The sequence below is a fragment of the Paraburkholderia kirstenboschensis genome (assembly GCF_904848585.1).
Lineage (GTDB): Bacteria > Pseudomonadota > Gammaproteobacteria > Burkholderiales > Burkholderiaceae > Paraburkholderia > Paraburkholderia kirstenboschensis.
Genome location: NZ_CAJHCR010000025.1, coordinates 62,191 through 76,905 on the forward strand (window position 1 = coordinate 62,191; position 14,715 = coordinate 76,905).

Consider the following 14,715-nt stretch of genomic DNA (forward strand, 5'->3'; position numbering starts at 1 on the left):
GAGCTTCCGTGTCCGGCCAGAAGCCGACGGTCGACACGGGTGGCTAGATCGTCGACACCCATTAGCGGGCCTGGTGTCAAGCGAGCGAACAATACCGTCGGCCACGGTCAAATGAGCCTCGCCTGCGTCTCGCAACGCGCGCGAATTCTCCTCCGGGCACGCGCGGACACCTGCTGCCGGGCCCTCCAGACCGGATGCGCAACCGGAAACGGGGACTTCAACGTCCGGTTCCTGCACAGCGGCTTTCCGGCAGGTGTGCCGCCGCAGGCTGGGAAATAGCATCAATGCGCTGCTGAGCGTGCCGTCAAGATTCGGAAGGCAATGTACGTTAGCTTCCCTGGGCGAATCGCGAAATCAGCAGCCCGACGACCTATGAGGCTTTAGCCGGTTGGCCATGTTAGCGCTGTTGTGGATGAAAGCACGCGGAACGGCGCCCAGTGCGATCAAGGGTAACGGGTGCGGTCAAGAAACGGATTTTTTGTACGCTAGCAGCAACGCCGCCGGGTTAGGTATCCTCGATCTTCGCGATCCGCCGCGCTTTCTGAATCGCGAATTAGATGTCGTTCCCGAGACGTTGAGCACGGCTAGCCCTCCGCCGTAAGCATTGGCTTGTATCGGACTGACTAGGAAACTGGAGAAGACTAACGTGCGACGAATTCTTGCGATCGGAGGTTTCACTACAGACGAAGGCTTCTCGCTGACTGCTGCCTATATTCGAGACCTTACGGGGAAAGCAAAACCTCGAGTGTGTTTGCTGTCGACCCCAGCCGGTGATCCGCCAATGCTTATCCGTAACTTCGAAGACACGTACGGAAAGCTCGGTTTCGAGACATCAAACGTTTCCTTCTTCGGTCCTGCAGGGACCAACTTCGTGAGTCCGGACGATGCGGCGGAGCACCTGCTGAAGCAGGACGCGATCTTTGTCAGCGGGGGCAATCCCCGTTGCGCTGTGGGATTGTGGAAAGAGTGGGGTCTGGATTCAGTCCTCAGGGAAGCGTGGCAGCGCGGTGTCCTGTTGTCGGGTATTAGCGCCGGCGCGAATTGCTGGTTCAAACATTCCATTCCGCCACCGCATAAGAAGCGCGCTCTGCCGCTCGAGCACCTCCTCGGGTTGCTGCCAGGCAACTGTGCAGTCCATTATCACGCCCGCCGGCAAGAGACATGGGAAACAATGCGAATGCTCGACGTTCCCTCTGCGATCGCGATAGACGATGATGCGGCGGTACTGTATGAGGGGGATGTTATTGCCGAGGTCCTCTCGTGGCGGGAGGGTGCCACCGCTTACCAACTGGAGTCGCAGTCAACGGGGGTTGACGAGCACGCGCTCAGGCCGAGAGTTATTGGTTCGGTTTCCCGTGAACCGGAGCGTCAGCCGGTATTTGTGGACGTCGAGTTGAAGCGGGCCTGTGTCGGGCGCTTCGAACTGATGAACCCGCTGCAGGTGCTCATCACGATTGAAGGTGAGCAACTGTTTGCTCAGTATGGGGCTCAACCGAAACTTGAGATTTTCCCGGAAAGCGAAAATCGATATTTCCTGAAGGCAGTTAGCGCGCAAGTCACCTTTGATAGAGACCCTGACGGAAAGGTCACGTCTCTTGTACATCACCAGAACGGGCGCGACGCACACGGTGTGAGACTCGGAGACTAGATCTTAACGGACGCTGAGATGGCCCAAGCCGGAACGGCTGTTCACGGTCGATTATGCTCGTGCATGAAGTGTGAGCCGGGGCGAACAACGTCGACAATCAGCCTTCGAAATTCTCTTACTTCAGACTGACGCAGAAGAGCTATGACAGCAACTGTTACTGATATGTCGACGCTCGTCCATGAATTTTGGACACTCATGGTTCAAATGACCTTGCGTCAGTCGAGTCAGTGCTAAGCGAGCAATTCATCCTCGAATGGCCCCAGTCGAACGAACGCATCAGAGGCGCGGCGCGGTTTGCGCAAATGAACTCGGAGTACCCGGCAGAAGGGCCCTGGCGCTTTACGGTGAACCGAGTCGTCGCCAACACCGGTCATGAAGCAGTATCCGATGTGACCGTTACCGACGGTGCGTTGACGGCGCGAGCCATATCGTTTTTCTCAGCTGAAGCCGGGAAGATTACTAAGATTGTCGAATACTGGCCCGAGCCTTATGCTGCGCCCGTCAATAGAGCGCATCTTGTTGAGCTCATCGACGAGAAGAGCCCATATTGACTGCTGTCTCGTGGCTAGATCACCGGCACGGACCGGCCAACTAGGGACGTTCGCCGATGCTTTCACGCGGATGGCCGAACGTCGGCTTCCGCCCAGGCAATGGACATTTCCCCCGACGTCTTTTCCATCTCACTGGAAAGCAACGTGTCGGAATCAGTGCGCCTTGGCAGGTTCAGTGCCCTAGCTGCCAGCGCAACACAGGGTGCGTTCCTCCCGGCGGCATAGCCCAGATCCCATGCGGGCCGAAATCGTACGTCGGGCCGAAGCTTGACGGCATGCTCATCTGCGCGGTGGTCAGACCTTGAGCGCTGCCCGCTTGTGCACCGTTGGCTAGAACGAGCACTGCGACCGTGGCGCCGGTCGTCTGCCTGTCCCAAAAGACGTCACTGGCAATGGTCCCTGGTGGCGTATCATTGTAGGCGGCAATGCCTGCCCCACCTCCCGGCACTTGCACCCTGCCGGTCGCGAACGACTGTTCAATCGTGCTAAACATATTCGCCCCAACCAGTGCTCCCACATCAGCCTGAATGGGGCTACTGACTGTGCCGGTCGCGTAGGACTGCGTGATCGTGCTTGCATTGTTGTAGCCAACCAGTCCGCCTACCGATCCGCCGAACATAACGCCAAATTGTGTGGCTCCGGTTGCCTCGACGTTTCCCGATGCAAACGACTGCCGGATGACCCCGTGGTTGTCTCCGACCAGGCCACCCGTATCCCCAGAAGGCGATACGACGTCTGCACTGCTGGAAGAACGCGTTATGGTGCCGCCCGCAGAGAAACCGACGAGACCTCCAGTTTCGATTCCTCCCCCACCTACCGGTGCCGGGCCTACCACTCTGCCGCTGGTATGCACCGCGGCAATGGTGCCGGCGTTGACCCCCGCCAGAATTCCTTCGCTGCCACCGCTAACGTTGCCACTGGTCGCCGGGCCGCTGACATTTCCTTGCACGCTCAGGTTGCGCACGACACCCGCCGTATCGATAACGGCGAACAGCCCTACATCCGTGCCGCTTCCAGACGACGAAGCCAAAATGGAGAGGTTGGAAATTGAATGTCCCATGCCGTCGAACTGACCGGTGAAGGGATTCGGGTAAATGCCGATGGGCGTATAAAGTGTGCCGGGCGGCGGGCTGACGTCGATGTCCTTACCGAGTGCATAGATGCCAGCGAGATCCAGCGAGACTTTTTCCAGATCGGCGAGCGAGTTGACGAGCTTATAGCCTGTAACCTGGGTGACGAGACCGCTGTCTTGTGGCGCGGTCCATGCCTTGCCCGGAAGGATGTTTCCCGCGCTGTAGCTGCCGGTCATGTCGTATAGCACGCTGACGATGCCCATGCTGGCAGACCAGTCGATCGTACCGTGGTTGGCGACGCTGCCGCCGTTGTCGAGGCCCGAAGCGTCCGCGCGCAGCGTCAGATTGCCCGCTCCGTCGTTCGCGATCGTCGTGCCGGTCGTGACGGAGACATGGCGATATGCCGCAAGCGTGAGCGAAGCCGGGCCCTGCCAGCGCAGGCTCGAAGCGATGCCCAGGTCGCCCGTTGCGCCGTTGCCACCCGTGGTCGCGACATTCACCGAGGTGCCCGCGTTCAGGCTACGCTGCAACGCATGCGCGGCGGCGTCATCAATGATCCACTCAGGAGTGGATACATTCCACTGGCCCGCGTGCACGGCTGCGTGCCTGCCGAACGCGAGCTGCGCCGCCTGCGTGTCGACCGTCCCGCCGCTGCCGTCGGCATTCGTTGCCGCGATCCTGCCTTGCTGTCTGACGAGGCCGCTGTCCGCGACGAGCCAGACGTGGCCATCGCGCCTTGTCGTGCCCGTTGCGCGGATGCGCGTGCCGCCGCCCGCGAGCGCATAGACGCTCCCATCGGCGGCCTGAAGACTGACCTGTGCGGCCCTGATGCGCCCCTCGTTGACGACGGTGCCGTGACTGCCTGCCTGCACGAACACCTGCCTGCTGCTGGCCGAGTCCTGTAACAGCACCGTCTCGCCAGCCGCCAGTTCCGCCGTGCCGGTGGGCGCTTTGACCGTGCCCGCGTTGATCACTGCCTGACGCGCAATCAGGAACACATCGCCGCCGCTGGAGCTGATCCTGCCGAGGTTGACCACGCTCGCGTCCGACTTGCCCGACAGTGTCAGTGCATCGCCGCCGTTGATGAAGGCGTCGTTGCAGATATCCAGCGTGGACGCGACGAAGCGTCCGCCCGTGCTGACAACGCCCGAGGGCCCAACGAGGACGCCTTGCGGATTGATCAGGTAAAGGCTGCCGGTGGCGGTGAGCTTCCCGAGAATCGATGACGGATCGCCGCCCGTTACACGGTTCAGCGTCGCGCCCGACCCGTTGTTGAAGGCGACGTTGTTGCCGTTACCGATCGAGAAGCTGTGCCAGTCGATCACGCCGCGGGACGAGGACTGGTCGATCGTTAGCGAAGTGGTGCCGCTCGTCATCGCGCCCTGGCCCCGGACGAATGCGCCGCCCTGCGGCAACGGTCCGGCCGCCTGGGCCATCGGCACGCACCACGCGGCGAGCGCGAGCTGCACCCATAGCGCAAGCGGCAGCGGGCGCAGAACTCGCTTCCACGCGGCAGGCCGGAACCGCGGCGCGATGAGTGCCGCGCCGGCATACATCAGCGTAAAGCACAGCCCAGTGCGCGGGGTTGGGGGCGACTGGATCGCCAGTCTGGATGAATGACGCGACATGATCCCTCCCGAAACGTGGTTCGTGGAAAGTCGTTGCCGCGGAACGCAGGTTGTTGCGACCAGGCAAGGCGCGAAAGCCGCCATACCGCACAACACGGACTAAGTGTAGCAGCGCGTTTCGAAAGAAAAACCGGTATTTGCGCATGCACCCGGTGCCTGCTGGTACCTCTTCAAGCGGGGATGTGTGTCGGTCGCCGCGGCGGCAGGAATGGCCGTTCAACCCTCGAAATCTGCCGTTAAGCTGGTGCGGGATCCAACGGCCGGATCGGGTCGTTTTCTGGCTTTCGGTTTTCCTAACAACGCATCGTATCCTTGCATCGGCGTCATATAGCGCTGAAATTCCCCGCCATTTATCGCTAAAGATCACAGCCCCGCGCGGCCGACAACCGGACAACGCAATTTATCCGGGAGTAACATCCTTCCGTGAGGCAACACGCCGGCCGACGTCGTGGTCGTGACAGGCGACATCCGCCGGTTCGCAGACGTCCTATTCTCCGTGGGTGGATGGCACGGACCAAGCGTAGGTATGGAGGCGTCGCATGGCACGACGAAAGGCCGAATGAAGCCCGAAACTTCTCCGAAACATGCATCGGCCACGACTATCGGCAGCGCTGCCGCTGGCGTGGTGCGCTACCCCGGATTTGAGGTCGATGTCGATCGCGGCGAGTTGCGTGTCGAGGGGCGAGCGGTTGTGCTCAGACCCAGGACCTTTGCGCTGCTGGCGTACCTGGCGCAGCACCCGAGCCGGCTGCTTGCAAGAGACGAACTCGTCCAGGCTGTGTGGCGTGACGTCATTGTGACCGACGACTCGTTGGTCCAGTGCCTCGGCGAACTGCGCTCGGCCTTGGGCGAGCATCGACAGCGTGTGATCCGGACCGTCCCCCGCAAGGGTTACATGCTTGAGCTTCAGCCGATTGCACCTCCCACATCTTGCGAAGCCGATACAACGGACTCGATCTCGCTTGCCTCGTTGATCGAAGGCCCCGCCGTACCGCAACCTTGCGCGAACCGCGATATGCGCTGCATGAAGTGCGGGTTCGAGAATGCCGTTGCAGCCAGCTTTTGCGAGCAGTGCGGCGCCAGCCTGGCACGCATCTGCCCGAAATGTGGCCACGAACTGAGCCCGAGCGCGCAATTCTGCCGTGCGTGTGGCACGCCTGTGGGTCGCTCGCCGCCCCCCATTCACTACACGCCACCCCACCTGGCCGAACGAATTCTGGCCGAGCATGCGGCGCTGAAAGCGCGGGGGGAGACCGCTGGTGAACGTAAGAGCGTCACCGTGCTGTTCGCTGACCTGGCCGACTCGACGGCGTTGATTCGCGACCTGGATCCGGAAGACGCCCACCGGCTGATCACCCCGGTCGTCGAACTGATGATGGGTGCTGTGCACCACTATGAAGGCTACGTTGCAAAGTCCCTGGGTGACGGTATCCTGGCGCTTTTTGGTGCCCCCATTGCCCATGAGGACCACACGCAGCGCGCGCTGTACGCGGCGTTGCGTATGCAGGACGAGATGCGTCGCCACAGTAACAGGTTCCGTCTGCAGCCCGGCATCCCGCTCCAGATCCGGGTAGGTATCAATACCGGTGAGGTGGTGGTGCGCTCGATTCGCAAGGATGATCTGCACACGGAATACGAGCCGGTGGGGTACACGATCCATGTCGCCTTTCGGATGCAGACGATCGCCGCGCCTTCCTCCATCCTCGTGAGCGAGTCCTCCTACAAGCTCGCGAAGGGCTATTTCGAGTTCAAGGCTCTCGAAAACACCCACGTCAAGGGCATCCCGGAGCCGCTCGCGGTTTATGAGGTGCTTGGTCCGGGTGCCCTGCGCACGCGGCTCCAGGTGGCGGCGCGGCTTGGCCTCGCCCAGTTCGTGGGCCGGCAGACCGAACTTGGGCAATTGCATCACGCGCTGGAACAGGCCACGGCGGGGCGTGGACAGATCGTCGCGCTGGTGGGCGAGGCCGGGGTCGGAAAATCGCGGCTGCTCCACGAGTTCAAGGAACGCTCGCATCGCGGCCGCCTGGTGCTAGAGACTTTTGCGGTTCCGCACGGCAAAGCCTTTCCCTATTTGCCGCTGATCGAGCTCTTGAGGAACTACTTCCAGATCACCTCCCAGGACGACGATCGCCGATGCCGGGAGAAAGTCACGGACAAGGTGCTGACATTGGAGCGCAGCCTGGAAAACCTCTTGCCTTACCTGCTGTATCTGCTGGGCATCAGCGAGCCCGGTTCGGCACTTGCGGAGATGGACTCTCAGATCCGGCGCGGCCGCACGTTCGATGCAATCACACGCCTGCTGGTGCGCGAAAGCCTCAATCAGCCGATCGAGCTCCTGGTCGAGGACCTGCAATGGCTGGACAGCGAGACCCAGGCGTTCCTCGCCTTTCTCGTCGACCGCGTGGCGAGCGTCCGGATGCTCCTGCTTATGAACTACCGACCCGAGTATGAGCACGGCTGGGGTCAAAAAAGCTACTGCACCCAGCTGCGGCTCGACGCTCTGGACCAGGTCGAAGCCCCACGACTGCTCATGTCCCTGCTGGGGGACGATCTCAGTCTGTCGCCCCTCAAGCAGCTCATCCTGGAGAAAACTGACGGCAATCCCTTCTTCATGGAGGAGATCGTCCAGACCCTAGCCGAGGAGAAGTTGTTGCTCGGCCCCCCCGGACGTTACCGCATCGAGACGACGCCGACCACGCTGCATATGCCGACCACCGTGCAGGGTGTGCTCGCGGCCCGCATGGATCGGCTTCCCACCGAGGAAAAGGCGTTGCTGCAGACCCTCGCCGTGGTCGGCAAGGAGTCGCCCTGGAGGCTGATCCATGCGGTTGTCGGGCAGTCCGAGGACGAGTTGCGCCGCCTTTTGTGCCACCTGCAGGCCGCAGAATTCATTTACGAGCGGTCGACATTCCGCGGGGAGGAATATAGTTTCAAGCACGCCCTCACCCAGGAGGTCGCGGGCAACTCCCTACTCGCAGAACAGCGCAGCGTGCTGCATGAACGCACGGCGCAGGCCATCGAGTCAATTTTCCACCGTCGGCTCAAGGACTACTGCAGCGAGTTGGCACACCACTACAGCCTTAGTGGAAATACTCCAAAAGCCGTGGAGTACCTGCACTGCGCCGGACGACAGGCCTTCCAGCGTTCGGCCAATCTCGAAGCAATCCGTCATTTCAGCGCCGCCTTGGAGTTGCTCACACGCCTGCCCGAGACGCCCGAACATGCCCGTCAGGAACTCACGCTGCAGCTTGCCATCGGTCCTGCCTTGATGGCCGCGCGAGGCTATGCCGCTTCGGAGGTGCAGGCTACCTACGCCCGCGCGCTGACATTGTGCAGGCAGGCTGGGGAAACCCCGCAGCTCTTCCCAGTGCAAGTGGGACTGCGGACGTTTTTTACGTTGCGTGCCGAGTACAAGGCGGCACAGGAACTGGGTGAGCGGCTGCTCAGCCTGGCTGAGAACGCCCGAGACCCGGTGCTGCTAGGTGAGGCGCATAGCGCGTTGGCGTCAACCTCGTTTTTTCTGGGCGAGATCGGCACGGCCCGCATGCACCTGGAGCAGATAGCGGCACGCCATGATCGCACTCAGCATCCCACCCGCGACTTTCAGTATGGCCTGGCGCCAGGGATACGCGGACAGACATTTTCGGCGTGGGTTCTGTGGTATTTGGGCTATCCGGACCAGGCCCGCGAACGGAGCCTGGAGGCCCTTGCCTTGGCACGGGCCATGTCTCACTCCTTTAGTCTGGCACACTGCCTGACTTTTACGGCCGAACTCCACCAGTTTCGGCGTGAGGCACAACTGACTAAGGAATGCGCCGAAGACGCCATCACGCTTTCGACCGAACAGGGCTTTCCGTTCTGGCGGGCGTGGGCGACCATCCTTCGGGGCTGGGCGCTGGCCGAGCAGGGACGCATCGAGGAGGGCATGGCGCAGATGAGTCACGGCCTTGCCGCCTATCGAGCTACAGGGGCTGAGCTGGGACGGCCGTACTTTCTGGGCCTCTTGGCCTCAGCCTATGCGAACGCCGGACAAGCGCAGGCGGGGCTGAGCGTGCTGGTCGAGGCGATGGCCATGGTCGACAAGACGGGGGAACGTTATTACGAAGCGGAGTTGCATCGGCTCAAGGGAGAGTTGCTGGTGCTTAGGGAGGCGAACATTAAGACTGGTGGCTCCGCCAGCGCAAAGGAAGCAGAAGCGTGTTTTCACAAGGCCGTCGCAGTTGCGCACCACCAGGACGCCAAGTCGCTCGAACTGAGGGCGCTGCTGAGCCTGGCTCGGCTATGGCAACGACAGGGCAAGACAGCGGCAGCCCGGCATAGGCTGGCGCAACTCCAGGCCGCCTTTACTGAAGGCTTCGAGAGCGTCGACCTGCGGCAGACAAAGGTGCTGCTGGATGAGTTGCTTTAAGGTGTCGTCCGCACATCTAGCCGCTGCACCTCTGGTCGTTGAAACGTAAATCAACGAAGGCAAGAGGCCGTCACGAGGCGCAACGTAAGCGGTCCGCCACGGAGACGAGCCGGCGCAATATGAGCGGCAATGACGGAAATGAGCCATGGGACCGGGTTCGGCCACTTTCGGCCGTTCGACAATGCCGCGTGGATTGTCGACAACGGTGTATATGAACGCGTTCGGATAACGACCAGAATGGAAATCCGGCTTCCGTGCCTCTAGCATGAGGTCAGATGTCACCGACAACCAATTGGCGCACAGCGGGAATCAGCGAGATGAATCTAACCGTCAAGGAAAAACGGGCTTTTAGATGGGCGCCGCTCTCATCTTCATTAGTTTGGGGATCCTGTAACTTCGTCGGAATTTGGGAACCGGGCTGGCGTACCCCTTACCCCTGGGCACTGATTATAGTAATGACGGCATTCACGTATATCCTTTACCTTCCTTCATCATTCGTTCTCAAGCGTCTCTATGTGCATTGGCGAAATCAGAATATGGATCTTTCGCTTTGGCTGTTCGTGACCGGTCTGTGCTTCGGAACTGCTTGGGGCTTCCTTACTTCGCCGATTGGACCCGCATACAAATTTGTTGGGCCGGCCTGCGGTGCCATGGTCGGATTGACACTGGCGGTCGCTCTGAGAAAGTCGTGAAATTATGGTCGGCCAATAGAATTCGTCCGCCCGGACCTTCAGTTTCTGCGCCGTTTTAGAAAAAACGCTGGCTTGAAGGAGCACTCACGGCTCCAAGCGACCGGTTTCGAGAATGCTGACAGTCCAAAGTGGGGCGACCACGGAACTCCGGCGGCGATGCTGACGCGCCCAGCATGTTCTTTCAATGAGCTTCCGGGTTCGGCCACAAACTGCCGGTCACATGCGCCGCCGGCAGGCCGCTCAGGCGTCGGCTCTGCTTCGCAACCGGCCATCTGATTGTCGCAAGGCGAGCGCTCGTTCAGCGGCCAGAAGGGACATCAGTCTGAGCGGCCAACGACGCCCAGCTGTACCAAGCGGAGGCGTCTCCCCTCTTAATCCCTGTCAGCTTGCCGGATTTCGCGCCATGACGACCCACGCCGCGCCGTTGATCATCACCGAGCCCTCGCCGGGGCGGCTCGCGAAGGCGGCACGAACTGCGGCGGAGGCACGGGCGCGGATGTCGTCGGGCTGACCAGCGAGCGCACGCGACAGCGGGCCGACCTCAAGCGTCATCCTCACTGCGTCGGCGATCGCGGCGTCCCGCGTTTCGCCCTCGCCGAACGGGACGGCCGCGTCGAAGGGCGAGATAACGATTTCGGTGAAACCAGCCGCCATCAGGATGCGCGCCACGTGTTCCCGGTCGCCAAACGAGAACGGTCCGGGCGCTTCGGGATCGGGCAGCGCGCTCGGCGGGACGATGTCCTTGAGCGCGCCCACCGGCAGTCGCATCCAATCGTTCTCGGCCGCACCGCGCCAGCAGACGAAAGCGACCCGGCCGCCCGGCCGGAGCGCGCGTCGCATGTGGGCGAACGCTGCTGTCGGATCGGGGAAAAACATCACGCCGAAACGCGAGAACAGAATGTCGAACGCGCCTTCGGGCAGCTCTGCGCTGCTGGCGTCGGCCACCAGAAACAGGGCCGGCGTATCGTGGCGCGCAAGCGCGCGCGCTCGATCGATCAGCGGTTCGGATATGTCCACGCCCAGCACTTGGCCCTCCGCGCCGACGCGAGCGGCCAGAGCCAGACTTGACGCACCCGCGCCGCAGCCGATGTCCAGCACGCGCTCACCTGTCGCGGGCGCGGCGGCTTCGATCGCGGCCTGGCCGAACACCGCCACCAGAGCGTTGAGCCGGGCCTGGTTGGCGACCCAGCGCTCCCCGCTTTGACCATTCCAGTCATCCACCTGATCAGCACTTTGCTTTGCCATGTCATCTCCTTGACTCGACGATCCGCCTTTCACCGCGTCCATCCACGCCAACCTTTTCGAAGGCGACGACGCAATGAGAGCAGGGATCTGTGCTCTCAAACCACCATCGACTGCTGGGCGAAGATACCCGCCATCGCGCCCTGCGATGAAGCCTGGGTGACCGAGGGCAAGAAGGACGTGGCGAGGTCGCCAGCGGCGTAGATGCCGGGCATGCTGGTTTGGCGGCGCTCGTCGACCTTGAGGACGATGCCCGTGGGAGTGTCGACCGTGGCGAGGCCCAGTGATTCATGCAGGCTTGCGGACGGCTTGTTGCGCGGATGGGCGAACATGACGTCGACCACGACATTGCGGCGGGTATCGAGATTGACGGTGGTGATATGGCCATTCTGGTGGGCGATCTCGACGATCCGGCCATCGATGAGAGATATGTTGCGGCGCGCCAGATCGGCCTGGATATCGGGCGCAATGTCATGACCATCGGCGAAGACAGTCAACTTGTCGGTCCAATCGCGGAACAGCCTGGCAGACTGGTACGACTGCGGGCTGGACCAGACGAGGCCCCAATGCTGGCCGGCGACTTCAAATCCGTCGCAATAGGGGCAGGGCACGATGGACGTGCCCCAGCTTTCGGCAAAGCCCGGAACATCAGGCATCTGGTCGGCGACGCCATAGCTCAGGATCAGGCGGTGCGCCCTCAGGCTTTCGTGATCGTCAGTGACGACGCAGAAATCGTCGATGGCGCCAGACACGCTCTCGGCCCGGGCATTGACGAGGCTGATCGTTGGATAGCGCGCCAGTTGCTGCCGCGCCTCGACCAGGATATCCAGCGGCGGCTTGTGATCGTGGCCGAGCAAGCCATGCGAGTGGCCTGCAAAGCGGTTGCGCGGCCGGCCGGTATCGAGAACGGTGACCTTGCGGCGGGCACGGCCTAGCTGCAGGGCGGCGGCGAGGCCGGCAAAGCTGCCGCCGATGATGATGACGTCATTCATGGTGATGGGCTCCGTGTTGTGGAGGGAGGGGTGGGCCGGGCGTGGTGTGCAATATCGTCCGGCGATACGCGCTTGAGACGGTCAGCGAGCAGGGCTTCGGCATTGGCGAGAAAGTTGCCCATGCTGTACTGACCGGACCGACGATGCCGCTCGATATCGCCGGGCTGCCCGGGGAAACCGGATCTGGACAACCGGGTGAAACCTGCCCTTTGGCTTGCGCATTGAGATACTGCATGGTATCGTAATTCGAGAATTTGAATACTGTCAAGTACTGGAATTGTCGTGACCGAAAATAGCCAGGGCCGGCGCGGCCGGCCCGCCAACGAGGCGCTTCGCCAAACGATCGTCGACGCGGCCTGCGAACTCTTTGTGGAATTGGGTTTTCAAGCGACGACCATGGACAAGGTCGCGCAGCGGGCGAAGATATCCAAGCTGAGCATCTATCGGCACTTCGAGAACAAGGAGGCGCTGTTCAGCGCGGCCATGGTGGCCCGCTGCGATCAATTTGCACCGCAGGCCCTTTCTGAAGGCGTTGACGGTTCGGCCGAAGATCAGCTGGTGGCGGTCGGGTCCTCCCTGCTTCGCACGCTGCTGAGCCCGGACGTCCGCAGTGTCGAAGCCATGGTTTTGGCCGACAAGACGAATCAAAAGGCGTTAAGCAAGCTCCATTACGAAGCCGGGCCGGTCCATGTCATCGCCCACATCGAGGCCGTGTTGCGCCAGTTGCACGCTAAAGGGATGCTGAACGTATCCGATGCTCTCCAGTCCGCCCGCTTGTTTGCCGCGCTTTTCAAAGGATCCGATCTCCTGCTTATCGCACGCTTCGATGAGGCGAGAGCAGAGGACGACAACGAAATCGAATCCTATTGCCGGTCGGCCGTCGCCATGTTCATCGCCGCGCACGGTGGCATGTGAAGGTGCGCTATCGCGGCCGATGAAGAACACGCAGCAATCGCATACGCTGTTCGCCCCGGGCAACCTATGGATGATGCGTGGACGACTGATGGGCTAGGCTCATTGCATGAGCGCAAAAGCCGCCCGCGCGGCAGGCAATCGGCGCCTTCCTTATGCCGAACGTAGCGCTGCATTCGAGCCAGGTGCCGCACCGCTTCCACCGCATCGGCCCTATGTGGATGGCTCAGTGCGGCAAAACGAGTTCTGAAACGCCATCCCTAACCTTGCGGGCGCTTCCTTTCGATCTGGTGAACGACAAGCTGATTGCTTATAGAGAAATCAAACTTAAGTTCGAGAGCAATTCGAGGGTCGAGCAAGACGTCATCCTTGCACGGCGTAAGCCGCCTCACCAACTCACGGGTCTAAGCGTCCGCAGAGGCCGATGACTTGTCCCCCAGGCGACGGCACGGAATGACCGTTCCACTCCGATACCTACCCTTAGAACAGAGACTGCTCGACCGGCTGCAACGCGTCGCGTGTTGCCGACCGCCGGGCTTGTGCTGCACATTCCGACCGCATGAGGCAGTGGTCGGCCATGAAGAGTCATTCGTCCGCATCGTCGTCCGGACGCTCGGACGGCGCCTCCGCTCCAACGATCGGCCGTTCGATTCGCGAAGCGGCCCTGCTGTTTCGGTCACTGCAATCAAATATCCTTCCATTAACGCCGAAGCAGCTTAGGAGTTTGTAAGCGGCTGTTATTATGTGCCGACTGCAAACCTTCCATCCATTACATGCTCAAAGAAGCCATCATCGGTGCCGCGCTCGGCTGTGCAGCCGCGAGCGTTTTCGCTGAAAACTGGATCGACGTCACCTCTGCAGAGAACAAGGCGCAGTCTGCTTCGAGAGTGTACGTGGATATCGTTGATAGCCAGCTTTCTAACGGGATAGCGCGATTCTGGGTGCGTACGGACTTTGACCCGCCTCTCATAGTCGGCAAGGATACAGATAACCCCCAGAGCTATCGGCAAACGGTGGAACGTTGGATGTACAAGTGTAGCGACCAAACCGCCCGGTACAGTACGGTGAAAATGATTCATGTGGATGGTCACGCTTCTACTGCACGCAACGGAGATTGGGAAGACCAGTGGCCCGGTTCCGTCGTCGGCTACACAGGTGCGTACATATGCAAGAAGAAGGGTCGCCCAACGGCGAACTGAATCTGGATATTCCGCGCGATCGGCAGGCGACGTTCGAGCCGCAACTTGTGGGCAAATACCAGCGCCGGCTACCGGGCTTTGACGACCACGTCATCAGCATGTACGCGCGCGGCATGAGCCGTAGAACGTATTAATTCTGTCTCTGTTGCGTCATTAAATGTGTCACCTCGCGTCGGCGTAGTAGAAATGCAACTAACCGTCAGCCACAGCAGACCCGACCAATCGCTTCGCCACAAACCAGGTCGGCAAGGGGAAGGGCAGTCCGCTACCTCCGACTGCGACGATTACCCATTCGACACACCCCGGGCATCACTGCCTAGTCGTAGAAGAACTTGACGCCTAATGGCGAGGCGGTCTCGCCTGCACATCG

7 protein-coding genes and 3 pseudogenes are annotated in these 14,715 nt (G+C 61.2%); 7 read left to right on the plus strand and 3 right to left on the minus strand.

All coding sequences use genetic code 11. The features are described 5' to 3' along the window. Positions 1-646: 646 nt before the first annotated feature. Together JMY24_RS34945 and JMY24_RS34950 are read left to right on the plus strand one after the other, a co-directional pair. Complete coding sequence (locus tag JMY24_RS34945) at positions 647-1,648, plus strand: Type 1 glutamine amidotransferase-like domain-containing protein (protein ID WP_164853893.1); 1,002 nt, start codon at positions 647-649, stop codon at positions 1,646-1,648. Between the two features lie 141 nt (positions 1,649-1,789). After that, positions 1,790-2,199, plus strand: a pseudogene (locus JMY24_RS34950) (nuclear transport factor 2 family protein). A gap of 172 nt (positions 2,200-2,371) precedes the next feature. Here the strand turns inward: JMY24_RS34950 and JMY24_RS34955 are convergent. Further along, positions 2,372-4,900 (minus strand): two-partner secretion domain-containing protein, encoded by a 2,529-nt coding sequence (locus JMY24_RS34955; RefSeq protein ID WP_459564431.1) that lies wholly within the window; start codon positions 4,898-4,900, stop codon positions 2,372-2,374. 559 nt (positions 4,901-5,459) lie between these two features. On the opposite strand from JMY24_RS34955, the gene JMY24_RS34960 reads away from it, so the two are divergent. Beyond that, positions 5,460-9,308, plus strand: coding sequence for an AAA family ATPase (locus tag JMY24_RS34960; RefSeq protein WP_201703801.1), 3,849 nt, complete (start codon positions 5,460-5,462; stop codon positions 9,306-9,308). Positions 9,309-10,381: 1,073 nt separating this feature from the next. On the opposite strand, the gene JMY24_RS34965 is transcribed toward JMY24_RS34960, so the two are convergent. Then, on the minus strand, positions 10,382-11,245 hold the full coding sequence (locus JMY24_RS34965) for a class I SAM-dependent methyltransferase (RefSeq protein WP_201703803.1): 864 nt from the start codon (positions 11,243-11,245) through the stop codon (positions 10,382-10,384). 95 nt (positions 11,246-11,340) lie between these two features. Continuing rightward, positions 11,341-12,234, minus strand: a complete 894-nt coding sequence (locus JMY24_RS34970; protein WP_201703805.1) for an NAD(P)/FAD-dependent oxidoreductase — start codon at positions 12,232-12,234, stop codon at positions 11,341-11,343. A gap of 282 nt (positions 12,235-12,516) precedes the next feature. On the opposite strand from JMY24_RS34970, the gene JMY24_RS34975 reads away from it, so the two are divergent. The 4 genes and pseudogenes from JMY24_RS34975 to JMY24_RS34985 all read left to right on the plus strand — a co-directional run. Beyond that, on the plus strand, positions 12,517-13,149 hold the full coding sequence (locus tag JMY24_RS34975) for a TetR/AcrR family transcriptional regulator (protein ID WP_128598755.1): 633 nt from the start codon (positions 12,517-12,519) through the stop codon (positions 13,147-13,149). Then, positions 13,140-13,246 (plus strand): annotated as a pseudogene (locus JMY24_RS34980) (IS5/IS1182 family transposase); the annotation flags it as partial. The gene JMY24_RS34975 and the pseudogene JMY24_RS34980, both read left to right, overlap by 10 nt. Before the next feature lie 673 nt (positions 13,247-13,919). Then, a complete protein-coding gene (locus JMY24_RS39760; protein ID WP_128598756.1) occupies positions 13,920-14,345 on the plus strand; it encodes a surface-adhesin E family protein in 426 nt (141 codons plus the stop codon). Then, positions 14,336-14,470, plus strand: a pseudogene (locus JMY24_RS34985) (transposase); the annotation flags it as partial. The gene JMY24_RS39760 and the pseudogene JMY24_RS34985, both read left to right, overlap by 10 nt. Positions 14,471-14,715: the final 245 nt, after the last annotated feature.

What these genes read in the sequence shown, in the direction of transcription:
- JMY24_RS34955 (WP_459564431.1), bottom strand. Translation starts at nt 4,900, where the DNA reads ATGTCGCGTCATTCATCCAGACTGGCGATCCAGTCGCCCCCAACCCCG.
- JMY24_RS34960 (WP_201703801.1), top strand. Translation starts at nt 5,460, where the DNA reads ATGAAGCCCGAAACTTCTCCGAAACATGCATCGGCCACGACTATCGGC.
- JMY24_RS34965 (WP_201703803.1), bottom strand. Translation starts at nt 11,245, where the DNA reads ATGGCAAAGCAAAGTGCTGATCAGGTGGATGACTGGAATGGTCAAAGC.
- JMY24_RS34970 (WP_201703805.1), bottom strand. Translation starts at nt 12,234, where the DNA reads ATGAATGACGTCATCATCATCGGCGGCAGCTTTGCCGGCCTCGCCGCC.
- JMY24_RS39760 (WP_128598756.1), top strand. Translation starts at nt 13,920, where the DNA reads ATGCTCAAAGAAGCCATCATCGGTGCCGCGCTCGGCTGTGCAGCCGCG.